The organism is Aquabacter sediminis (genome assembly GCF_028863665.1).
Taxonomy (GTDB): Bacteria; Pseudomonadota; Alphaproteobacteria; order Rhizobiales; family Xanthobacteraceae; genus L1I39.
In genome coordinates, this window is the sequence record NZ_JARBFX010000010.1 from 72,658 (window position 1) to 95,752 (window position 23,095).

Below are 23,095 nucleotides of genomic sequence, written 5' to 3' on the forward strand. Positions count from 1 at the left end.
TATTCCGAGCGCGTTTGACGGCGGCCCGTTGACGACGGAGCCGCCGTCCGGCTTTAACGCGCCCCTGACACAAAGCTGAAGGGCCGCCCGCAGCCCTCCGGGGAGCACACGCATGCTGGACAAGGTCTTCGATCCCGCCGCCGTCGAGGCGCGCATCTCCACGGCCTGGGAAGAGGCCGGGGCATTTCGCTGCTCCCGACCCGCGCGCAAGGATGCGCCGGGCTTCTCCATCGTCATCCCGCCGCCCAACGTCACCGGCTCGCTGCATATGGGCCACGCCTTGAACAACACGCTCCAGGACGTGCTGGCGCGGTTCGAGCGCATGCGGGGCAAGGATGTGCTCTGGCAGCCGGGCATGGACCATGCTGGCATTGCCACCCAGATGGTGGTGGAGCGCCAGCTCATGGAGCGCAAGGAGCCGGGCCGGCGCGAGATGGGCCGCGCCGCCTTCGTCGAGCGAGTCTGGGCCTGGAAGGAAGAATCGGGCGGCACCATCGTCAACCAGCTGAAGCGCCTCGGCGCCTCCTGCGACTGGTCGCGCGAGCGCTTCACCATGGACGAGGGGCTCTCCCGCGCCGTGCTGAAGGTGTTCGTGGAGCTGCACCGGGCCGGGCTCATCTACAAGGACAAGCGGCTGGTCAATTGGGACCCCAAGCTCCTCACCGCCATTTCCGACCTGGAAGTCCAGCCCACCGAGGTTAAGGGCCATCTCTGGCACCTGCGCTATCCGGTGGAAGGCGAGCCGGGCCGTTTCATCGTGGTCGCCACCACCCGCCCCGAGACCATGCTGGGCGACACGGCGGTGGCCGTTCACCCCGATGACGAGCGCTACAAGGACCTGGTGGGCAAGCATGTGGTGCTGCCGCTGGTGGGCCGGCGCATTCCCATCGTGGCGGACGAGTATTCGGACCCGGAGAAGGGCTCGGGCGCGGTGAAGATTACCCCCGCGCACGATTTCAACGACTTCGAGGTCGGGCGCCGGCATCGCCTGCCCATGATCAACGTGCTCGACGCGGAAGCCCGCATCGATGCCGCGGGGATTCGCGAGGACTATCTCGCCCGGCGCGAGGCCTATGTGGACGATCCCGACTTCGGCGGCGTCCTCGGCCTGCTGGCGGGGACGGATCGCTTCGCCGCCCGCAAGCAGATCATTGAGTTGCTGACGAATCTTGAGCTGCTTGAGACCATCGAGCCCCACACGCACATGGTGCCCCATGGTGACCGCTCGGGCGTGGTGATTGAGCCCTGGCTGACCGACCAGTGGTATGTGGACGCCAAGACCCTGGCCCAGCCGGCGCTCGCCGCCGTCCGGGAGGGGCGCACCAATTTCGTGCCCAAGAATTGGGAGAAGACCTATTTCGAGTGGCTGGAGAACATCCAGCCCTGGTGCGTGTCGCGGCAATTGTGGTGGGGCCACCAGATCCCGGCCTGGTATGATCCCTTCGGCAATGTCTTCGTGGAGCTGGACGAGGACCAGGCCTTCGAAGCGGCCATTGCCCACAATGTGGCGAAGGAAAACCTCACCCCCGAGGAAGCCCAGGCCCTCATCGACGACGCCGACAAGCGCGCCGAGTTCCTGACCCGCGACGAGGATGTTCTCGACACCTGGTTCTCGTCTGCCCTTTGGCCCTTCTCCACCATGGGCTGGCCGGATGAGACGCCTGAGCTGGCAAAGTTCTATCCCACGTCCGTGCTGGTGACGGGCTTCGACATCATCTTCTTCTGGGTCGCCCGGATGATGATGTTCAGCCTCCACTTCATGCCCGACGTGCCGTTCCACGACGTCTACATCCACGCCCTCGTCCGCGACGAGAAGGGCGCCAAGATGTCGAAGTCGAAGGGCAACGTCATCAACCCGCTGGACCTCATCGACCAGTATGGCGCTGACGCTTTGCGCTTCACCCTCGCCGCCATGGCGGCCCAGGGGCGCGACATCAAGCTCGCCACCTCGCGGGTGGAAGGCTACCGGAACTTCGCCACCAAGCTCTGGAACGCCGTGCGCTTTGCCCAGATGAACGGGTGCGAGCGCGTGGCGGGCTTCGATCCGGCCGCGGTGGACGGCACGCTCGCCCGCTGGATCATCGGCGAGGCGGCCCGCGCCACCAGCGAGGTCACCGCCGCCATCGAGGCCTATCGCTTCAATGATGCGGCGGGCGCGGTCTATCGCTTCCTGTGGAACGTGTTCTGCGACTGGCATCTGGAGCTGGCGAAGCCGGTTCTCTCCGGTCCCGACGGTGCCGCCAAGGACGAGGTGCGGGCCGCCACCGCCTTCGTGCTGGACGTGGCCCTGAAGCTGCTGCACCCCTTCATGCCCTTCCTGACCGAGGAGCTGTGGGCGCGCACGGGCGAGCATGGTCCGGCCCGCGAGGGGCTGCTCGCTCTCGCGTCCTGGCCCGATACCGACGGCCTTGAGGCGCCCGACGCGGAGGCAGAAGTGGGCTGGGTGGTGGATCTCGTCACCGAGATCCGCTCCGTTCGCGCCGAGATGAATGTTCCGGCCGGCGCGCAGATCCCCCTGGTGCTGGTGAATGCCTCGGACGAGACGAAGGCGCGTGCCAAGGGCTGGGAAGACGCGCTGCGGCGCCTTGCGCGCCTCTCCGAGGTGAACGTCTCCGACACCATGCCCTCAGAGGCAGTTCAGATGGTGGTGCGCGGAGAGGTGGCCGCCTTGCCGCTCGCGGGCATCGTCGACCTGTCCGCCGAGCTTGCGCGCCTGCGCAAGGAAGAAGGCAAGCTCGACCAGGAAGTGGCCCGCATCGACGGGAAGCTCTCCAACGCGTCTTTCGTGGCCCGCGCGCCCGAAGAGGTGGTGGAAGCCGAGCGGGAGAAGCGCGAGGAATATCTCGCCCGCAAGGCCAAGGTGCAGGCTGCGATCACGCAATTGTCCAACGGCTGACACCCCTCCGAAGCTGACCCCACACAATCAAGGCCGCGGAGCGATCCGCGGCCTTTTTTGCGCCGGTAGGTCTCAGGCGAGGAGCGTGCCGGCCCCGGCCAGCAGCACTACCACGGTCCAGGGCGGTGCACGCCAGAGGGACAGGGCCAGGAAGCCGGCGGCTGCCAGCAGGAAGTCGACCCCGTTGCCAATTGCCGAGGTCCAGACCGGATCGTAGAAGGCGGCGGCAAGCACGCCCACCACCGCCGCCCCCGCGCCTCGCATGGCGGCTTGCGCCCTCGGCCGCTTGCGCAGGGCGTCCCAGAAGGGCAAGGCGCCGTAGACCAGCAGGAGGCCCGGCAGGAAGATGGCGATCGTGGCGAGCAGCCCTCCCGCGACCCCGTTCGGGGCCATGTGCGCGACCGCTCCCAGATAGGCTGCGAAGGTGAACAGGGGGCCCGGGACGGCCTGAGCGAGGCCATAACCAGCGAGGAAATCGCTGGCGGTGACCCATCCGGGTCCGACCACCGCGGCCTGGAGCAGGGGCAGCACCACATGTCCGCCGCCGAAGACCAGGGCACCGGACCTGTAGAAGGCATCGAAGAAGGCCACGCCGTGGCTGCCGAGGGAGGCGAGCAGCGGGAGGGCCACTAGCAGCCCGACCGCGAGCACGAGCACGGCGGCGCCCACTTTTCGTGACACGGGAACATGAATGTGGCCGACCGGAGCGGGACCGTCCCCGCGGCATAGGAGGAGCCCCGCCGCTGCACCCATGGCGATGGACATGGTCTGGCCGAGAATGCCGGCGCCGAGCGTCGTCAAGGCAAGGCCGGCGAGGGCGATGCCCGCCCGCGGACGGTCCGGGGCCAGGCTGCGCGCCATTCCCCACAGGGCGTGGGCCACCACAGCGACCGCCACGAGCTTCAGCCCATGGATCATCCCAGACAGGCGATCGCCGCTGAGGGTCCCGATCCCCAGGCCGCACACCAGCAATGCGACGGCGGAGGGCAAGGTGAAGGCAATGAAGGCCGCCAACCCGCCCGCAAGCCCTCCCGCCCGCATCACGCCCAGCGCAAAGCCCACCTGGCTGGAGGCCGGGCCGGGCAGGAACTGGCAAAGCGCGACGAGGTCCGCAAAGTCCGCCTCCGACACCCAGCGGCGGCGGATGACGAAAGTTTCGCGGAAATATCCCAGATGGGCGACCGGGCCGCCGAAAGATGTGAGCCCAAGTGTCAGGAAGGCGCGAAACACCTCCGCCGAAGAACCTTTTGAAGACATGCAGGTGTCCTGATCGGAAGGCCGATGCCGGTTCAAGTCACGCAAGGGGCTGCTGCATTACTGGGCATTTACCATATTCAGAAGCGAGCCCCCAAGTAACATGGCCATTCCTCTAGCACATCATTGTGTCGGCGAAGACACACTGTTTCTCTTTCAGAAATGAAGGTGGCCCTCCCTCTAGGAAGCGCCACGATCCCGCCTCAAAACATAATGAAACCGATGGTCGAGCGCTGAGGCGGAGGCCCAATCGAGGGCCGCACGGGTGCGTAGAGGTATTGTTTGATGGGCTTGAGCGGGACCATGCCGAGAGAAGGGCGGGAAATCCGGGCGATGCGTCGCCGCGGAGATTCCACGGCTCGGCCTTGGCTCGGCCCTGTTCTCGCCCGGCGGGCGTGGGATCTTGCCATCATCATGAAAGCGAGCCGCCAGACGATCCTGCCTTTGTGCCAGCCAGCGCTTCGGTCGCTTGTCGACCGATTGCCCGGTGGGCATGTGGCTGCCCGGTTGGCAGTGCTGGCGCTTTTGGCTGGCGCCGGATTGACAGGTGGGGCCCATGCCTTCGATGGCAGCGCCCAGTCGACCGATGAAGTGGGGCGGTCCCTGACGCCCCCGGCGAATGTTCCGCTCGCGCCGCCCACGCGTCCGGTGGACGAGGCGTTCCGGACGGGCACCCAGGCGCTCCGTCTTGGGCAGACCGCCAAGGGCGTTGATGCCTTGCGCTATGCCGCCGACCAGGGGCATCCCGCCGCGCAGTGGAAGCTCGGCCGCATGTATGCGGACGGCGACGGTGTGAAGCGCGACGACCTCAAGGCTTTTGAATATTTCAGCCGCGTGGCCAATTCTCATGCGGAGGACTATCCCGGTACGCCGCAGGCCCGGTTTGTGGCCAGCGCGTTTGTCGCCCTGGGCAGCTATTATCTGGTGGGCATTCCCAATACCGGCGTTCGGAAGGACCCGAACCGGGCACGGGACATGTATGCCTATGCGGCCTCCTATTTCGGCGATCCCGTGGCGCAGTATCGGCTCGCCAAGCTCTATCTTGACGGCACCGGGGTTAATCGCGATCCGCGCCAGGCGGCGCGTTGGCTGATCTTGTCGGCGCAGAAGGGGCAGTACGAGGCGCAGGCCGTGCTCGGCCATATGCTTTTCCGAGGCGAAGACGGCATTCCCCGGCAGGGCGCGCGGGGCTTGATGTGGCTCACCTTGGCGCGCGATTCGGCCGCTGGGCCGGAAGACAAATGGGTGGTTGAGCTTTACGACGAAGCCTTTGCCGACGCGACGCCCGATGAGCGCGCCCAGGCCCTGCGCTATCTGGAGCAATGGCTGAAGACCGCCCAGCGCTGAACGTCTCCTCCGGCGTTGCCGCTCCTTTTTGCAGCGCGGCATTTCCTTTCTTGTGCGGGTGCGAAGGCAAAGCATAATGCCCCCAAGCAATGGCGCGATAACGCGCCGGAGGGGTTTTGATGATTTTGACCAATCGCCGCCATTTCCTGGCCGGTGGGAGCGCGTGCCTCGCCGCCAGCGTCCTCCCCTTGGCCTCCGCCTCCGCCGCTGCGCCTAAGGCTGGCCTTCTTCTGCCTGGCCGGCGCGATGATGGCGGCTTCATGCAGGCAGGCTATGCCGGCTTCGAGGCGGCCACCCGGGAGATGAAGGCGCAAACCATCATCATCGACGGCGTGCGGCCGCAAAAGGATGAACTCGTGGCGGCGTTGCGCCAGTTGGCGTCGCAGGGGCCTTCCGTCATTGCGGCCCATGGCGGCCAGTGCAACGAGGCGGCCAAGATCGTGGCGGCCGAGCAGCCGCAGATCCAGTTCCTGGTGATCCAGGGCGGCGTCGAGGGGCCAAACCTCACGAGCTACGAAGTGCTTCAGGAACAGTCCGCCTGGCTCGCCGGTGCGGCGGCGGCTTTGATGACGAAGACCGGGGTGGTCGGCCACATTTCCGGCATTCGGGTTCCGCCCGGCCTGAAGGGGCGTGCGGCCTATGCCGCGGGCGTTGCCTATGCGAAGCCCGGCGTGAAGCTGCTGACCACCTTCTGTGGCGAACAGGACGATGCGGCGCTGGCCGAGAAGGTGACGATCGCGCAGGCCGATGCGGGCGCCGACATCATCTTCACCATGCTCAATGCCGGCCGCACCGGCGCCATCGCGGGATGCCGCGAGAAGAAGATCAAGCAGATCGGCAACGTGCGCGACTGGGTGCCGGTGGCGCCGGATGTCTTCATCGCCAGCGCCATCGCGGACGTTTCGGTCGCCATGTCCGACGGCGTCATGGCCGCCCTGTCCGGCCGGCTGGTGCCGGGGCAGCATGTCCGGCTGGGGGTCGCGAACGGCAATGCTGTGCGGCTCGCCATGGCCACCGACATTCCCGAGAGCGTGCGCGCGGCCATCACCGCCTATACGGCTGAGATTGCCAGCGGCAAGATCGCGGTGCCCACCACTTATGAGGGCCCCGAATTCAGCCTGTGAGGGCCTGACGCCCATTCCTTGCGGCGCGACCGGTGCCGCACGGCGGCTCAGGCCGCGATCTTGAGGTCGATCCAGGCCGGTACGTGATCCGAGGGACGCTCCCAGGCGCGAACATGCTTGTCGATGCCTGCGGCGATCAGCCGGTCGGCAGCCTGCGGTGAGAGCAGCAGGTGGTCAATGCGAATGCCGAAATCACGTTGCCACGCGCCGGCCTGGTAGTCCCAGAAGGTGAACAGGCGCTCGGCATCCGTCGTGGCGCGCAGCGCATCCGTCATTCCAAGGGACATGAGGTCGCGGAATGCGGCGCGGGTGCGCGGAAGATAGAGAGCGTCTTCCAGCCAGGCGGAAGCGTCGGCGGCGTCCCGCGCCTCGGGAATCACGTTGAAGTCACCAGCAAGGATCAGCGGCTCCTCCAAAGCGAGCCGGCTGCGCGCAAAGGCCTTGAGGCGGGCCATGAAGGCAAGCTTGTAGTCGTATTTCTCGGTCTGCGGCGGATTGCCGTTGGGCAGGTAGATGCAGCACACGCGTACCACCCCCGCCTTCGTGGACACGACCGCCTCGATGAAGCGGGCCTGCACATCATCGTCGTCGCCGGGCAGCCCGCGCGTGACGTCTTCCAGCGGCAGCTTGGAGAGCAGGGCGACGCCATTGAAGGTCTTCTGCCCGTGCACGACCACATTGTAGCCGAGCGCCTCGAAGGGCTCGGCGGGGAAGGCCTCGGTCTGGCACTTGATCTCCTGGAGGCACACCACGTCGGGCTCGGCTTCCTTCAGCCAGGCGACCGCATGGTCGAGGCGCTGGCGGATGGAATTGACGTTCCAGGTGGCGATGCGCATGGGACCCTCTCAGACGGCGGCGAGCATATGATCAAAAGTGATAAAGGCAAACACGCGCCGCTCTTGCCGGGACGGCGAAACAGTGGCATTGCCGGGGTGTTTCTGTCTCCGAGGTCTCCGCAGCGGCATGACGTTCGCATCGATTCAGTTTCTATTCTACTTCCTGCCGCTCTTCTTGGTCTTGTACTATTCAGTCAAGTCGATGAAGTTACGAAACGCAATTTTCGTAACGTTCTCTCTTATTTTCTATTCTGTCGGCTATACGCCGCACCTAATTCTTCTTCTGATTTCCATATTTATCAATTATCGCTTGGCGTTGCTGATTGATGCCCGAGAGGGGGCGCAGCGGAAAAGAGTCCTTATTGGTGCGGTCAGTTTCAATGTGATCCTTCTCGGTGTTTTTAAATACACTGGCTTCTTCATTGAGAATATCGATGCGCTGATTTCACCCTTTGGCTGGCACATTCCCGTGCCGCAGATCGGGCTTCCTCTCGGTATCTCATTCTATTCATTCCACGCCATCTCCTACATTGCGGATATCTACAAAGGGCGTGTGCGGGCGAACCGGGATATTGCCCAGTTCACGCTCTACATGACCATGTTCCCGCAATTGGTGGCCGGCCCCATCGTTCGCTATTCCACCGTGGCGCGGCAGCTGAGCCAGCGACGCACCACCTGGGGGCGCTTTTCCGCCGGCGCGCGGATCTTTGCGCTCGGCCTTGCCTGGAAGGTCCTGATTGCGGACGAGGTGGCCCGCGTCGTCGACGTGGTATTCGACGGCAACACCGCGCCAGCCTTCACCGAGGCCTGGCTCGCCGTCTATTCCTACGCCATGCAGATCTATTTTGACTTTGGCGGCTATTCCGCCATGGCGGTGGGTCTCGGCGTCATGGTGGGCTTCACCCTGCCGCGCAACTTCCGCATTCCCTATGCGGCGCACTCCATCACGGATTTCTGGCGCCGCTGGCATATGAGCCTGTCATCCTGGCTGCGCGACTATGTCTACATCACCATGGGCGGCAACCGGCGTGGCCCGACGCGCACCTATCTGAACCTGTGGACCGTTTTTCTCCTGTGCGGCCTGTGGCATGGGGCGAGCTGGAACTTCATCATCTGGGGCGCCCATCACGGCACCTTTCTGGTGATCGAGCGCGCCGGCCTCAAGCGCTGGCTGGACGCGGCGCCGCGCGTCGTGGCCCACCTCTATACGCTGCTGGTGGTGTTCAGCGGATGGGTCTGGTTCCGCGCGGAGACATTCGAGGGCGCCATGCACATGTTCCGGGGCCTCCTCGGGCTCAATGGATTCGGCGGCGTGACGGTGTCCATGCACTTCGCAGTGCAGCCCATCACCATCGCGGCACTGGTGATCGGCGGCCTCATCGGCCTTTGGAAATGGCCGCGCCTGCGGCTCTCCAGCAGCCTGAAGCCCGTCGCGGCTGTCGCGGACTATGCGATGGTCTTCGCGGTGATGCTGCTGTCGGTTCTTTGGATCGGCGGCGGCCTGCCGGCTCCCTTCCTCTATTACCGGTTCTGACGCCATGACCCTCCTGGCTTCCCATCGCCGTTATATGGGCCTGCTGGTGGTCGGCGTCCTGGTTGCGCTGCTGCTCAGCAACCTCATTCCCGACCCGGCCGGCCGGGGCATCTGGCGGGGCGGCGTCAAGCCGCCCAATGCGCCGTGGTACCAGCAATGGCACGGCAAGCTTCAGCGCCTCGGCCTCTATTTCCAGGACAACTTCGGCTTCCGCGCCACCCTGCCCATGGCCCGGCGCGAATTGCGCGAGGCGCTCGGCTCCGAGGACATCCGCCCGATCTATTTCGGCCGGAACGGGCAGCTCTTCACCACCTTGCAGCAGAGCGCCGAGCAGTCGGCCGGCATTCTCATCCGCAAGGGCGCGGTGGAGCGCTTCACGGCGCTGATGGCGGTGATGCAGCGTCATCTGGAGCCGCTGGGTGCCAAGCTGGTGGTGGCCATTCCGCCCAATGCGCAATCGGTGGACCTGGAAGAGCTGCCCGAGTGGCAGGACAATTATCCGGTGCCCTACACCGAATATTCCATGATGCTCGACATCCTGAAGGCGGACGGCATCACGGCGGTGGATCTGCGCAAGGTGCTGCGCGAGACGCCGGCTCCACGCCGCTATCTCGCCAATGACACCCATTGGACCCATATGAGCTCAGTCCTGGCCTTCAACGCCACCATGCGCGCCGCGGGCCATCCGGACTGGCAGGTGAATGTGGCGGAGGTGGTTGGCCCCATGGTGCCCTATGGGCTGGGCGATCTCGGCCGCCTGCTGCGCCGTGCGCCGCCGCTGCCCGACGAGAACCAGCAGCTCAATCTCAAGCCCGAGCAGCCCCAGGTGCCGTTGCCGGGCGTAACCACCCACCACCAGCACCGCGCCTTCGACCCCTATGTGGTCAAGTATGCGGACAGCGGCCCGCGGGTGATGGTGCTGGGAGATTCTTTCACAGTGGGCGTCTGGACCCGGCTGTTTGCCTTCACGCCCGTCTCCGAGGCGGCGTGGATGCACTTCAGCAAGGGCACGTTCGGCTCGTGCGACTTCAACTTCAGGGACCTGATGCGCTTCCGGCCAGACCTGGTGATTGTCGCGCGCACGGAACGCCTCTTCCCATGCATGAAGGATGCATGGCCGACCGGCCTGCCCTTCCGCTTCTAAGACCGTGACGGCCCGGGCGCTTGGCGCCCGGGCACGGCATCACAACGAGAAGCTGGTGCCGCAGCCGCAAGAGGCGGTGGCGTGGGGATTGTCGATGCGGAAGGACGCGCCGATCAGGTCGTCCACGAAGTCGATGCGGGCCCCGGAGATGTAGTCCAGCGAGACGGGGTCGACCAGGATGGTGGCCCCATTCTTCTCGATCACAACGTCATCCGCTGCCCGTTCGGCGGTCACGTCGAACTTGTACTGGAAGCCCGAGCATCCCCCGCCTTCCACCGAGACGCGCAGGGCGGAGGAGGGGGCCTCGTCGGCGAGAATCTCGCTGATGCGACGGGCCGCGCTGTCGGTAACGATGACGGACGGAGTGGCGGTATCCACGGGGGCGATCCTTGCGCGAAAGGGATGACAGGACGGTTGATCCTGAACCTGCCAGATAGTTAAGTGCGCCCGCTGAAGAGTTAAAGAGGGACGCAGGCATGGCGGTTTCAGGCGGCAGGCCCAGGGTGGCCTGGGCGAGCCATGCGGGAACCAGCCGCGGGCGTCTTCAGACCGAGACCGACGATTCCCGCAGCCCCTTCCGCCGGGATTGCGACCGCATCATCCACTCCACCGCCTTTCGAAGGCTCAAGCACAAGACGCAGGTCTTCGTCTATCACGAGGGCGATCATTACCGCACGCGCCTCACCCACACCATCGAGGTGGCGCAGGTGGCCCGGTCCATTGCCCGGGCGCTGGGCCTTGATGAGGATCTGGCGGAGGCCCTGGCGCTCGCCCATGACCTCGGCCACCCGCCTTTTGCCCATGCCGGCGAACGGGCGCTGAATGCTTGCCTGGAGGCCCATGGCGGCTTTGACCACAACGCCCAGTCGCTGCGCGTGGTGACTCGCCTCGAACGGCGCTATGCCGCCTTTGATGGCCTGAATCTCACCTGGGAGAGCCTGGAGGGTATCGCCAAGCACAACGGCCCGCTGACAGACCGGCAGGGGCGGGGGATCGGGCGCTATGCGGCCGGTTTGCCCCATGCCATCGCCACCTATTCCGCCTTCCAGGACCTGGAATTGTGGAGCCATGCGGGGCCGGAGGCGCAGGTGGCCGCCATTTCCGACGACATCGCCTATGACGTGCACGACATCGATGACGGCTTGAGGGCCGGCCTCTTTGCCCTGGATGATCTCGCCGACCTGCCGGTGGTGGGGGAGGCGCTGCAGGAGGTGCGGACGCGCTGGGTGGGGCTCGACCGCAACCGAACAGCCCATGAGGTGATGCGGCGCGTCATCACCCGCTTCATCGAGGACGTGGTTCAGGAAAGCGAGGCGCGCGCCGAGACGGAGGATCTGAAAGACGTGGCCGCGGTGCGCCGCCTCGGGCGTCCGATCGTGGGCTTCAGCGCCCGCATGCGCCGGGACGAGACGGCGATCAAGGGGTTCCTGATGCCGCGCATGTATCGCCATCGCCGGGTGGAGGCGGTGATGCAGGATGCGCAAAGTGTCATCCGCGACCTGTTTGCCCATTTCGTGGCCCATCCGCAGGACATGCCCCAAGGCTGGGCGCAGGATCTTGAACCGTCCGACACGCCCCGGCTGACACGGCGCGTGGCCGATTACATCGCCGGCATGACGGACCGCTACGCGCTGGACCAGCATGCCCGCTTCTTTGACTTGACGCCGGATTTGCGTTAGGCGCCGCTGCCCTCATCGCGCTGGAAGCACTCATGAACGTTTATGCCATCTTCGCCGATCACGTGCGGGTCGTCCTCGCCGATCTGGCCCGGGAAGGCGTCGTGCCCGAGGGGCTCGACCTGACGCGTGTGGTGGTGGAGCCGCCGCGCGATGTTGCCAATGGCGACCTCGCCACCAATGCCGCCATGGTGCTGGCCAAGGACGCCCGCATGAAGCCGCGCGACCTCGCGGTGCTCATCGCCGGCCGGCTCGAGGCCGTCACGGGCGTGGCCAAGGTGGAGGTGGCCGGCCCCGGCTTCATCAACCTCACCCTCGTGCCCGGCTATTGGGCGGGGGTGCTGGGGGCGCTTCTGCGCGCGGATGGCGCATATGGCCGGTCCGAACTGGGCGCAGGCGAAGCCACCAACGTGGAATATGTCTCGGCCAATCCCACCGGCCCCATGCATGTGGGCCATTGCCGCGGCGCCGTATTCGGCGATGCGCTGGCCTCGCTGCTGGCCTATGCCGGGTTCAAGGTCACCCGGGAATATTACATCAACGATGCCGGCGCCCAGGTGGACGTCCTCGCCCGCTCGGCCTATCTGCGCTACCGCGAGGCGGTCACGGGGCAGGCGGCGGAGATCCCCGACGGGCTTTATCCCGGCGACTATCTGGTGCCCGTTGGCCAGGAGATGGCGCGCATTCACGGGCCGGAATATTTGGAATCGCCCGAGAGCGAGTGGCTGCCCATTTTTCGCAGCTTCGCCATCGGCGCCATGATGGTGATGATCCGCGACGACCTCGCCGCGCTGGGTATCTCCTTCGACGTCTTCTTTTCAGAACGCTCGCTCACCACCGGGACCGACCGGGTGGGCCTGACGATCGAGCAGCTGCGCCGCACCGGCGAGGTCTATGAGGGCCGCCTTGCCCCGCCCAAGGGCGCCCCGATCGAGGATTGGGAAGACCGCGAGCAGGTGCTGTTCCGCTCCACGGACTTCGGTGATGACGTAGACCGCCCGCTGGTGAAGTCCGACGGCAGCTACACCTACTTCGCCGGCGACATCGCCTACCACAAGGACAAGTTCGATCGCGGCTTCCGCCGGATGATCGACGTGTGGGGCGCCGACCATGGCGGCTATGTGAAGCGGATGCAGGCGGCGGTGAAGGCCGTCTCCGCCGGACAGGCGAGCCTCGACATCGAGCTGTGCCAGCTGGTGCGCCTCTATCGCAACGGCGAGCCGGTGCGCATGTCGAAGCGGGCGGGCTCCTTCGTCACACTGCGCGAAGTGGTGGACGAGGTGGGGCGCGACGCGGTGCGCTTCATGATGCTGTTCCGCAAGAATGATGCCCCGCTCGACTTTGACCTCGCCAAGGTGATTGAGCAGTCGCGCGAGAATCCGGTCTTCTACGTGCAATATGCCCATGCCAGGGCCCACTCGATCCTGCGCAATGCGCGCGAGACCTTCCCGGACCTGCCGGAGGGCCGGGCCGCCTATGCGCTGGGGGATCTGAAGGCGCTCGATGATTCGGGCGAGGTGGGGCTGCAGATGAAGCTCGCCTATTGGCCGCGCCTGATCGAGCAGGCGGCGGTGGCGCGCGAGCCCCATCGCGTGGCATTCTACCTGCACGAGTTGGCCAGCGAGTTCCATGCACAGTGGAACCGCGGCAAAGACTTGCCTCATTTACGCTTCATTATCGAGAATGATCGAGCATTGACCATCGCCAGGCTGGCATTGGTCCATGGCGTGGCTGCGGTCTTGGCTTCCGGTCTGACATTGCTCGGAGTCGAGGCGGTCGAAGAAATGAAGTGACGGCGCGGTTCAGGGGTGGTGTTATTGTGCTCCTGACGTTTGGCGCGCCGATCATGGGTTCAACGGACACCTTCGAGGCGATATGGGCGACGAAAGCAGCTTCCGCTCCCGGCGCGACGATCTGACCGGCCCCGGGCCTGGCGCCCGGGCGCCTGGAGGGAACGTGCGCGACGCCGAGGATGCTCTCGCCGAACTGGCCCGCATGATCGGTGACCAGGACCCGTTCGCTGACTTTGCCGACGTCCCGCGCGCGCCGCAGCCGCCGGAACAGCCGACCCGCCTGCGCACACCGCGCGCTGATGCCCCCACACGGGTTGCAGCCTCCGCCCCGGTGGAGCGCCGATTTGAGGACTGGCAGCCCGGCCGGCGCACGCCGGGCGGTCGCGAGGCGACACTTCCTCCCCAAGCCCCCGCCCCCTATGGAGCGGAGGGACTGACACAGCGCCCCCGCGCGCCCGAACCCACCGTGGCCCGGCAGGCCTACGACCCCAATGGCGCGGCCGAAGATGCGCGCACGGCGGTCCGCCAGGGCTATGGCTCGCTGGCCGCACGCCGCGCCGAAGCTCCCGCCGCCTATGCGCCTGAGCCCACGGTATCCCGGGGCGCACAGGGCGGTGAGGCCTATGGCCAGCCCAATTATGCCCAGCCCGCGCACGCACCGCAGGGGCGCGCCGCGCCCGCTCGCGAGGAGGATGCCGGCTACGCCTACGGCGCAAAGAGCGACGAGGCTTATGACGATTACGATGACGCTTACGACCCCACCTATGATGATGAAGGCTACATGCCGCCTCATGGGGAGGAAATCTATGAGGAAGAGCCGCGTCGGCGGCGGGGCCGCACCGCACTGATCACGGTTGCCTGCGTCATCGGCCTGGGTGTCGCGGCCACAGCCGGCATTTTTGCTTATCGCATGGGAGGCTCCGGCTCGAACACGGTGGCTGCCTCGGGCGGTGATGCCCCGGTCATCAAGGCCGATTCGACGCCGACCAAGGTTGCCGCCCCCTCGCCCGAGGGAGCCCCTGGTGGCGATGGCCAGAAGCTGATCTATGACCGCGTGGGGAGTGCGCAGCCCGGCAAGGAGAAGGTTGTTCCCCGCGAGGAGCAGCCTGTTGACGTGAACGCCGCCGCTGCCGCCGCCCCGGCGCAGGCTAGCCCGCCGTCTGCCGCGCCAGCCAATGCCACCGAACCCAAGAAGGTGCGCACCGTCGCCGTACGCGCTGACGGCACCGTCGTCGCTTCCGCCGCGCCCGTGGCTGTGCCGCCTGCCACTGGCGTGGCTCCCACCGCCTATGCGCCGACCCAGAACCCGGCGCCGGCCGGTCTTCCCACCCCGACACCCGTCGCCACCGTGCCGACCAATGGGACGGGCGTGCCCGTGGCGAGCGCCGCCCAGGCCACGGCGGCAGCGCCTCAGACGGCCGCCTCCGGTGGCTATGTGGTGCAGGTCTCGTCGCAGAAGTCGGAAGCCGAGGCGCTTGGCTCCTGGAAGGTCCTGCAGGGCCGCTATCCGCAGCTCCTGGGGAATTACAAGGCGACCGTGCGCAAGGCGGATCTTGGGGACAAGGGCATCTATTACCGCGCCCAGGTCGGTCCCTTCGCCAGCCGTGACGACGCCATTTCCCTCTGCAACAATCTGCGGGCCCAGGGTGGCGACTGCGTGGTCACCAAGAACTGACCTCCGAGAGACGGACCTCACGAGAGGGTGCGGCTTGTGCCGGTGCTCTCAAGACCGCAAAACGCCCGCGCCTATGACGCGGGCGTTTTTCTTTAAATCAATGACTTAGCGGGCGTTGCTCAGGCATCACCCGCCGAGGTCACTGGGCAGCCTTGAGGGATACAGCAAGGCGTCCGGCCAGGTCCTGCACGAACTGCCAGGCGGTGCGCCCCGAGCGGGAGCCGCGGGTTGTGGCCCATTCCAGCGCCTGCGGCCGCCAAGCGGCCTCGTCCACGTCCAGGCCGTGATGGGCGACATAGCCGGCCACCATGGCGAGGTACTCGTCCTGGCTGCATTTGTGGAAGCCGAGCCAGAGGCCGAAGCGGTCGGACAGGGAGACCTTTTCCTCCACCGCCTCGCCGGGATTGATGGCGGTAGACCGCTCATTTTCCATCATGTCGCGTGGCAGCAGATGGCGGCGATTGGAAGTCGCGTAGAAAATCACATTGTCCGGCCGCCCCTCGATGCCGCCCTCCAGCACTGCCTTGAGGGATTTGTAGGAGGTGTCGTCGGCATCGAACGACAGGTCGTCGCAGAACACGATGAACCGATGGGGCGAGGTCCGCACCAGTGACATGAGGGTCGGAAGGCTCTCGATGTCCTCGCGGTGGATTTCCACCAGCTTGAGACGCGAGGTGGTCCCTTCCGCTTCGCGCTTGATGTTGATGTGCGCATGCGAGGCCTTTACCAGGGAGCTCTTGCCCATTCCGCGCGCGCCCCAGAGGAGGGCGTTGTTGGCGGGGAGCCCGCGGGCGAAGCGCTCGGTGTTTTCCACCAACTGGTCACGCACCCGGTCAATGCCCTGCAGCAGCTCCATGTCCACGCGGTTCACGTGGGGCACAGGCTCGAAGCGCGGCGGCTCCGTCTGCCACACGAACGCGTCGGCCACCTCGAAGTCAGGGGTGGGGATGCGGGGCGGCGCCATGCGGTCCAACGCGTCGGCAATCCGCACCAGCAAAGCGTGGACGGGATCGGTGGTATTGGATGTGGTCGTCATCAGGCCTTCTCCCTTGAGCCCGACCCGATCGATCCAGGCGGACCGATCGTGAAATCAGCTTCTTGTCGCAATTAAAGGCGCTCCCGGCATAACGATGGCGAAGGCCTCGAACAAGCCGCCGCTGCGTTCGGCCCCTCGCAAAGGCATGCCAGCACGGCATATGCGTTCCACAGGGCGGACCGGCAAACGTGTTGCAATGCGGAAAGGGGACGTTAAGGTCTTCCAGGTTGATTTGACCGGGGGCTCCGGGGGGAGCGCAAGAGGCTGGTTCTTGGCGTGTCCGAGGCCGACACCTCGCGCTTGTACTGTCTTGACGGAGAGCCCATGCGATTGCGCGCCTGCACTCTTCAAACCCGTTTTATCGCTCTCAACGGCCTGATTGCGGGCCTTCTGGTCGGCCACGTCAACCTTGCGGGTGCGCAGGAGATCACGACCCAAGTGAGCCGCTCCGAGCGCTTCGATGGCAGCAGCGGTGTTGCTGTCACCGGAAATTTCGCCTCGGCGGACTGGACGCAGTTCGGCCTCGACATGTCGCTGGCGTCACAACGGACCGTGCTGCCCGCCGGGGCCGTTCTGCCCGGAAGTCTTGGCTCCTCCGATGCGGCGGCCTGGGCGCGCTTCAACTTGCCCACCGGGCCCTTGTTCTGGGATACCAGCAGTCTCACGGTGCGCATCGACCCGTTCCTGGACCAGCGCCGGGTGGAGAGCGCCTTCACGCGCGACATGGAGTTGGCGCCGCAGCTGAAGGTGGGCTTTTCCGATTCCTACAGCTTCGTGGTGGAAAGCGGCTCGCAGAGCTGGCACATGGGCAAGTCGCTCTACATGGATCTGGGCGCGACCGGCACTCGGCTTTCCATGTCGGCGGGGCTGAGCAGTTCGGATCGGGCCTGGCTTCCCTCGGTGAGCGCCCAGCAGCCCCTGATCGGCCCCGTGGTGCTGACCACCACCGTGGCGGACACCGGGAGCGAGATCAACAAGTCCATCACCGCCGGTTTCAGCCGCACCTGGTAGGCTCGCTCACAGGGAGGCGATGAGAAAGCGCCCCGCCATCAGCAGCAGGAAGATCCCGAATCCGATCTCCAGCCCACGCTGCGGCAAAGCGTGGGCGATCCGGGCGCCAAATGGCGCCACCAGTGAACTGATGGGCGCCATGAACAGGAAGCCGATGACCGAGATGTAGCCGATGGACAAAGGCGGCAGCTCGTCCATGTGCGGCCAGCCGGCAATGGCGAAGCCGATGATGCCGGGAATGGGGATGAGCATGCCGATGCCGGCCGATGTGGCCACCGCTGCGCGGATGGGCACGCCATAAAGCGTCAGCACCATTGTGGAGAGTCCGCCGCCGCTGATGCCAATCAGCGAGGAGGCCAGCCCGATGAAGAAGCCGTAGCCCCACATGACCGGCTTGCCGGGCAGATGATCCGCCAGCCGCCAGTCGGCCCGCCCCGAAAGGGCCTTGGTGGCCATCATCAGCGCGATGATGACGAAGGCCACCTGCAGCACCTTGCCATTGGCAAACCCCGCTATGGCGCTGCCGCCGATAATGCCGAGGATGGCCGGGATCCGCCACGTCTCGAGAACACCCGGCACGACCGAGCCCCGTGCCTTGTGGGCGGAATGGGAGCGCATGGAGGTGGGGACGATGATGGCCAGCGAGGTGCCGACGCACAATTGCATGCGCAGGGATTCGTCGACGCCCAGAAAGCCGAACACCTCATAGAGGACCGGGACGATCACCGCGCCACCGCCCACTCCAAGCAGGCCGGCCAGGAGGCCCGTAATGATGCCCCCCGCCGCCAGCGCCACGGCGAGAAAGCCCAGATCGTGCCAGGAGACCGCGGACAGCGAGGCGAACATGGCGGACCATCGAGCATTGCCCCCTCGCGCACCCCGACAAGGCCGAGGCCCGAGCGGCGCGAAGTGAGGCACAAGGAAGGGGAGGGCAGATCCGTACGTTCAGCGCCAGGATATGCCGAGGACGCGCGCACAATCAGGCGCATGGCCGGGCTTGTCTACCTTTGCCAGGGCCGGGCGGACGCAAAAGCCATGCGCCTGAGGAGGGGGTGCGCTCAGGCCGCCTGTTCTCGGCCCGACCGCCGCACCAAGGCGACGGCGGCGCGATAGACATCAAGGCCCGCGCCTGGCTGGATGGCCTGCGTCGCCAAATGGCGACGATAGGCGCGGGCGCCAGGGCGTCCGGAGAAAAGGCCCAGCATGTGGCGGGTAATGTCATGGAGCCGGCCGCCACGCGCCAGATGCTCAGCCACATAGGGCTCGAAGGCCTCCACCGCCGCGAACGCATCGGCATGGGGGGCGGGGGCACCGGCAAAGGCAGGGTCGACCTCCAGCAGGATGTCCGGGTTCTGGTAGGCCGCGCGCCCCAGCATGACCCCATCGAGCCCCGCGCCATGAGCAAGGGCGTCGGCGATGGTCAGCAGGCCGCCATTGAGATGAATCGGCACATGGGGCAGCCGCGCCTTCAGGCGATGCACACGCTGGTAGTCGAGCGGGGGGATTTCCCGATTGTCCTTGGGGGAGAGACCCTTGAGCCAGGCCTTGCGGGCATGGACCGTCAACGCATCCGTCCCCGCTGCCAGGACGGCATCGGCAAGAGCGTCCAAGGCCGTTTCCGGGTCCTGCTCGTCCACGCCGATCCGGCACTTGACGGTGACGGGGATGGACACCTTGGCCTTCATGGCCGCAATGCACTCGCCCACCAGAAACGGCTCGCGCATGAGGCAGGCGCCGAAATTGCCACCCTGCACCCGGTCCGAAGGGCAGCCCACATTCAGGTTGATCTCGTCATAGCCGTAGTCGGCGCAGATTACGGCCGCCTGCGCCAGCAGGGCAGGGTCGGACCCGCCCAGCTGGACCACCACGGGGTGCTCCGCCGGCGCAAAGCCCAGCAACCGCGCGCGGTCGCCATGAATGATGGCAGGTGCCGTGACCATCTCCGTGTACAGCCGGGCATGCCGCGACAAGGTGCGATGGAAGGCCCGGCAATGCCGGTCGGTCCAGTCCATCATGGGCGCCACGGCAAATCTAAATGATTGATTTTTCGACATTATTTTTGTAACTTCAAGAAGTTGGGCCGCGTCGTGTGCACTCGATTTTTCGCCACGATACGCCCCATTTTCCGGTTTTTCGACGCGTGAGTGCACACGGAGCGCACACGGATTGGCCACCTTCACTAAACTAAAATCCGGCTCCTGGAGAGCCCAGATCCGTCGGAAGGGGCAGTATGTCAGCGAGACGTTCCTGCGCCGCAAGGATGCCGAGGAATGGGCGCTCGACACGGAGCGCCGCATCGATCGCCAGGAACCCGCCGTCACGCGCAGGTCGCGCGACGCGAAACGCTTCCGCGATCTCGTCGCGCTCCACCGCCAGGACATGGCCGAGGTAGGGATCAGGATCGGCCGTTCCAAGGACTTCTGCCTGACCTCCCTCGACGAAGCGCTCGGCGCTTTGAAGATCGCCGAGCTCGACCGCGAGCGCCTCATCAAATACGGCAAGGATCGCGCGAAGGAAGGGGCGGGCCCGGTCACGGTCAGCATGGACTTTGGATATATCAAGACCGTGCTCTCCCACGCTGCGGCGGTCCACGGCGTGACCCTCTCGACCGAACCCGTCGATCTCGCGCGCATCGCCTTGAAGCGGCTCGGCCTGATCGGGAAAGGCAAGGAGCGGGATCGCCGGCCGACACAGGAGGAACTAGACCGCATCATCACGGCCCTGGACGAGAATCCTCGGCAGAGCATTCCCGTAGGAAGGATCGTGCGCTTTGCCGTGGCCACGGCTATGCGTCAGGAAGAAATCTGCCGCGTTGAATGGCGCGACTTCAACCCGAGAACGCGGATGCTGCTCATTCGGAACCGCAAGGACCCGCGCAGGAAGGACGGCAACGATCAGCGCATCCCGCTGCTGGACGTATCGGGCTACGACGCGTGCAAGATCATCGAAGAGCAAGCCAGCTCGACGAGCCGGCGAGAAGGTCGCATCTTCCCCTACAATGGCCGCTCGGTCGGCACCGCGTTTCGTCGACAATGCCAAGACCTCAAGATCGAGGATCTGCATTTCCACGATCTGCGCCACGAAGGCACCAGCCGGCTATTCGAGGCCGGCTTCACCATCGAACAGGTGGCGCTCGTAACCGGCCATAAGGACTGGAAGATGCTCCGGCGCTACACCCACCTCAAGCCGGAGGCGCTACACACAATTCGGGCAGCGAGAGCGGCTTAGCTCTGCCGATTTTTTCGACTTGGGGTGACTCGCGTCATGCTGTCGCGTAGGTCAGCGGCCAGCTCAGCTCGACCCATGCTCCTTCGATAGCCCCAACAACTCGTACGTGGATATAGAAGATGCTGAGACCCAGCGCATGCTGAATTGGGCGCATCAGCGCCTTGGCGAACTGGAGTGTGCGCTCGATCCCGCCTCGTTTGGCGATTGGCTGCGCGAGCGCACGCTGTTCCCGGCGATCGACCCCCTCGCCCCGCTGCCGGCCGATCCCGATCTGGAGACGCCGCCGCCTCAGCGCAGCGCGCCCTAAAGCCCCAGGCCCCGGTTGCGGCCGAGGCTCCACTCGACGCCGCCATCGCCGCGGGAGACACCGGAGATGTGCCGGCCGACCTGTTTCTCCAGCACAGGCTGCCAGGGCACGAGCTGGAAGCCGAGACCGTCGTCGATCATGGCGAAACGCCCGCTGACCAGATTGACCGAGCCGGCGAGCCGGCCGGACACATACTCACCGGGCTGGCTCGGCGTGTAGGCAAGACCACGCTCTGCCGCCATGGCACGGCCGACGCGGTCCACCTCGATGGCCTCAAGGCGGGCCAGGATGTCGCGCGGCGCACGGACGGTGCCGTTCTCCAGCCGCACGGCATGGCCTTGGTCGACGAGGCTCTGGCGGCGGCGCTCCATGGCGTCGTTCACCTCGCGGCCGAAGCCCGCGTCGGAAAGCTCGGTGCGCTGTCGCGAGGCCAGCTCCCGATCGAGCCAGGTGGCGCCATCGCTGGCGACCTGCTGGTCGAGTTCGACGGCGGAGAGCGTGCGCACCGCGAAGTCCTTCCGCGCGGTTCGTGCATCATGGGCGATTCCGCGCTCAGGCAGGTCCTCCGGGATCTTCCAATGGTCGGCGTCGATGCGCTCGACATGGCCGGCCCGGCGCAGCGCTTCCAGCCGCCGCACATGGGCGCGGATGAAGGCATCCGGATCGCCGCGCTGCTGCTCGATCGCCGGGAGGGCCAGCTCCAGATGCTCGCTGGGTCGGTAGATGCCACTGTTCGCCTCGGCCATGGTGGCGATGTTCAGGTCGGCCGGACGTGGATCGGACTTTGTCGGTAGCGGGTCTAGCGCGACGATGTGGCCGCGCTTGATATCCTCCAGCCGGGAGGCGTCGCTGGTCTCGACATGATGGGTGCGTCCGTCCACACCGTCGATGACCAGATAGAAGCGCTCGCCCATCTCATCACCGGCCAATCCTTTATCAAGCACGCGTCCTATAAGGGCATATGAGATGCGGTTGCCATGGGTGACGTATTGCTCGGCGCCGCGCTCTTCCGCGAGCCCGTGATCGGCCAGCGCGCGATGCATGGTGCGCAGGATGTCCTCGCGCTCGCCCATCGCCCGGAGCGTGCTCTCCGCTCGCTCGGCAAGTCTCCAACGTCCTGGCTCGATCTCCTCGGCGATGCCGAAGTTCTCCAGCCGTTTCACCCGGTCGATGAGAACATGCCGGTTGGTGCGCACGAGATAGCTCTCGCCAGCATCCGGTCGCAGATCAAGGATGCCGTGTTCGCGCTGCTCGGCGATCATCATCCGGTCCAGCCGCGTGAGGCGATCGGCGTCCACCTCGTGGCGCAGCTTGTTCTGCAGTTCGACCTCGGCCTGCGGGCCCAGCTCCAGCGTCATCAGCTCGCTCGCCCGATGGCGGATGCCATGGGCGATGTAGTCACCGGCGATGTTCAGGATGCGGCCATCGTTGAGCACGCCGCGGACGAGGATGTGGCTGTGCGGGTGACCGGTGTTGTGATGATCGACGGCGATCCAGTCGAGCTTGGTGCCGAGGTCATTCTCCATGTGCCGCATCAGGTCACGCGTGAAGCGCTTCAGGTCGCCGAGCTCGGCGGCATCCTCCGGCGCGACGATGAAGCGGAACTGATGGCGATCCTCGCCACTCCGCTCGACGAAGACCTTGGCATCGACTTCGTCCCCGAGGGCCGAGTAGGCACGACCCTTCTCGCCGTCGCGGGTCACGCCGTCTCGTTCGAGATAGCGCAGATGCGCCCCTACCGCGCCCACGGACACCGCGCCGCGCATCTTCGGGCTGCGTCCGCTCTTCCCCTTCCCGGCAAGCTTCACCACCCGCGCCTTGACCACGACGCGGCGGGAGCGGAACCGGCCTGAGGATCCCGACTGCCAGCCTCCGCTGTCGCGCGGCAGCGACGCCATCGTCTTCGCGCCACGACCTCGCGCATTGAACCGGCCGCTGCTGCCGCCCGCTCCAGCGAACCCGCCACCTATCCCGGCGCCGCCGCCGGCATTGCGAGCGGCGATCAGGGCCTGCTGGACGAAGGTCAACTCGTGGGTCTTCAGCCGCGTGCCCCGGCTTCGTGGGCGGCCCGGCTTGATGCGGAATTCATCGTCGTCGCGGCGTGTCATGACCGCAGGTTTGGCCGCCAAAGCGCACCCCGCAAGTCGAAAAGCAATAGATCAAAGTATAGCGTGGAAACGTCGGTTTTGGCGCAGGCGCGGCTGGGTGCACATTGCGCATGCATACGAAAACTA

The 23,095-nt window shown here is 65.9% G+C and carries 18 protein-coding genes; 11 read left to right on the forward strand and 7 right to left on the reverse strand.

Annotated features, from left to right (window positions below; all coding sequences use genetic code 11):
* The first annotated feature begins 112 nt into the window (after window positions 1-112).
* Window positions 113-2,896 carry a valine--tRNA ligase gene (locus tag PV781_RS19130; RefSeq protein WP_274777226.1) on the forward strand — a complete coding sequence of 928 codons (2,784 nt, stop codon included), beginning with the start codon at window positions 113-115 and terminating at the stop codon, window positions 2,894-2,896.
* 72 nt (window positions 2,897-2,968) lie between these two features.
* Here the strand turns inward: PV781_RS19130 and chrA are convergent, their stop codons facing one another.
* The gene (chrA, locus tag PV781_RS19135) at window positions 2,969-4,153 is read right to left on the reverse strand and encodes a chromate efflux transporter (protein ID WP_274777227.1); all 1,185 of its coding nucleotides are present in this window, start codon (window positions 4,151-4,153) and stop codon (window positions 2,969-2,971) included.
* 411 nt (window positions 4,154-4,564) lie between these two features.
* Between chrA and PV781_RS19140 the strand changes: the two genes are divergently transcribed.
* Both PV781_RS19140 and PV781_RS19145 read left to right on the forward strand, forming a co-directional pair.
* A complete protein-coding gene (locus tag PV781_RS19140) occupies window positions 4,565-5,497 on the forward strand; it encodes a tetratricopeptide repeat protein (protein WP_274777228.1) in 933 nt (310 codons plus the stop codon).
* A gap of 119 nt (window positions 5,498-5,616) precedes the next feature.
* Complete coding sequence (locus PV781_RS19145) at window positions 5,617-6,621, forward strand: BMP family protein (RefSeq protein ID WP_274777229.1); 1,005 nt, start codon at window positions 5,617-5,619, stop codon at window positions 6,619-6,621.
* 47 nt (window positions 6,622-6,668) lie between these two features.
* Here PV781_RS19145 and xth read toward each other — a convergent pair whose 3' ends face one another.
* A complete protein-coding gene (gene xth / locus PV781_RS19150) occupies window positions 6,669-7,457 on the reverse strand; it encodes an exodeoxyribonuclease III (RefSeq protein ID WP_274777230.1) in 789 nt (262 codons plus the stop codon).
* 382 nt (window positions 7,458-7,839) lie between these two features.
* Here xth and PV781_RS19155 point away from each other — a divergent pair, with 382 nt between their 5' ends.
* Both PV781_RS19155 and PV781_RS19160 read left to right on the forward strand, forming a co-directional pair.
* Complete coding sequence (locus tag PV781_RS19155; protein ID WP_342455458.1) at window positions 7,840-8,991, forward strand: MBOAT family O-acyltransferase; 1,152 nt, start codon at window positions 7,840-7,842, stop codon at window positions 8,989-8,991.
* 4 nt (window positions 8,992-8,995) lie between these two features.
* Window positions 8,996-10,135: an alginate O-acetyltransferase AlgX-related protein gene (locus PV781_RS19160; protein ID WP_274777231.1), complete on the forward strand. Its 1,140-nt coding sequence runs from the start codon at window positions 8,996-8,998 to the stop codon at window positions 10,133-10,135.
* Between the two features lie 39 nt (window positions 10,136-10,174).
* Here PV781_RS19160 and erpA read toward each other — a convergent pair whose 3' ends face one another.
* Window positions 10,175-10,513 (reverse strand): iron-sulfur cluster insertion protein ErpA, encoded by a 339-nt coding sequence (gene erpA / locus PV781_RS19165; protein ID WP_274777232.1) that lies wholly within the window; start codon window positions 10,511-10,513, stop codon window positions 10,175-10,177.
* Window positions 10,514-10,611: 98 nt separating this feature from the next.
* Between erpA and PV781_RS19170 the strand changes: the two genes are divergently transcribed.
* From PV781_RS19170 to PV781_RS19180, 3 genes are all read left to right on the forward strand, one after another.
* Window positions 10,612-11,814 carry a deoxyguanosinetriphosphate triphosphohydrolase gene (locus PV781_RS19170; protein WP_274777233.1) on the forward strand — a complete coding sequence of 401 codons (1,203 nt, stop codon included), beginning with the start codon at window positions 10,612-10,614 and terminating at the stop codon, window positions 11,812-11,814.
* 32 nt (window positions 11,815-11,846) lie between these two features.
* Window positions 11,847-13,604 (forward strand): arginine--tRNA ligase, encoded by a 1,758-nt coding sequence (argS, locus tag PV781_RS19175; RefSeq protein ID WP_274777234.1) that lies wholly within the window; start codon window positions 11,847-11,849, stop codon window positions 13,602-13,604.
* A 163-nt stretch (window positions 13,605-13,767) separates the two neighbouring features.
* Window positions 13,768-15,279 carry an SPOR domain-containing protein gene (locus tag PV781_RS19180; RefSeq protein ID WP_274777235.1) on the forward strand — a complete coding sequence of 504 codons (1,512 nt, stop codon included), beginning with the start codon at window positions 13,768-13,770 and terminating at the stop codon, window positions 15,277-15,279.
* A 139-nt stretch (window positions 15,280-15,418) separates the two neighbouring features.
* Here PV781_RS19180 and PV781_RS19185 read toward each other — a convergent pair whose 3' ends face one another.
* On the reverse strand, window positions 15,419-16,315 hold the full coding sequence (locus tag PV781_RS19185) for an ATP-binding protein (RefSeq protein WP_274777236.1): 897 nt from the start codon (window positions 16,313-16,315) through the stop codon (window positions 15,419-15,421).
* Window positions 16,316-16,639: 324 nt separating this feature from the next.
* Between PV781_RS19185 and PV781_RS19190 the strand changes: the two genes are divergently transcribed.
* Complete coding sequence (locus PV781_RS19190) at window positions 16,640-17,326, forward strand: hypothetical protein (RefSeq protein ID WP_274777237.1); 687 nt, start codon at window positions 16,640-16,642, stop codon at window positions 17,324-17,326.
* Window positions 17,327-17,332: 6 nt separating this feature from the next.
* Here PV781_RS19190 and PV781_RS19195 read toward each other — a convergent pair whose 3' ends face one another.
* Entirely contained in the window at window positions 17,333-18,172 is an 840-nt protein-coding gene (locus tag PV781_RS19195; RefSeq protein ID WP_274777238.1) for a sulfite exporter TauE/SafE family protein, read from the reverse strand.
* A 212-nt stretch (window positions 18,173-18,384) separates the two neighbouring features.
* A complete protein-coding gene (dusA, locus tag PV781_RS19200; protein ID WP_274777239.1) occupies window positions 18,385-19,380 on the reverse strand; it encodes a tRNA dihydrouridine(20/20a) synthase DusA in 996 nt (331 codons plus the stop codon).
* 112 nt (window positions 19,381-19,492) lie between these two features.
* Between dusA and PV781_RS19205 the strand changes: the two genes are divergently transcribed.
* On the forward strand, window positions 19,493-20,554 hold the full coding sequence (locus PV781_RS19205; protein WP_274777240.1) for a site-specific integrase: 1,062 nt from the start codon (window positions 19,493-19,495) through the stop codon (window positions 20,552-20,554).
* Between the two features lie 136 nt (window positions 20,555-20,690).
* On the forward strand, window positions 20,691-20,861 hold the full coding sequence (locus tag PV781_RS19210) for a hypothetical protein (protein ID WP_274777241.1): 171 nt from the start codon (window positions 20,691-20,693) through the stop codon (window positions 20,859-20,861).
* Here PV781_RS19210 and PV781_RS19215 read toward each other — a convergent pair.
* Window positions 20,858-22,969, reverse strand: coding sequence for a DUF3363 domain-containing protein (locus PV781_RS19215; protein ID WP_274777242.1), 2,112 nt, complete (start codon window positions 22,967-22,969; stop codon window positions 20,858-20,860). The two genes, PV781_RS19210 and PV781_RS19215, sit on opposite strands and share 4 nt — an antisense overlap.
* Between the last annotated feature and the right edge of the window lie 126 nt (window positions 22,970-23,095).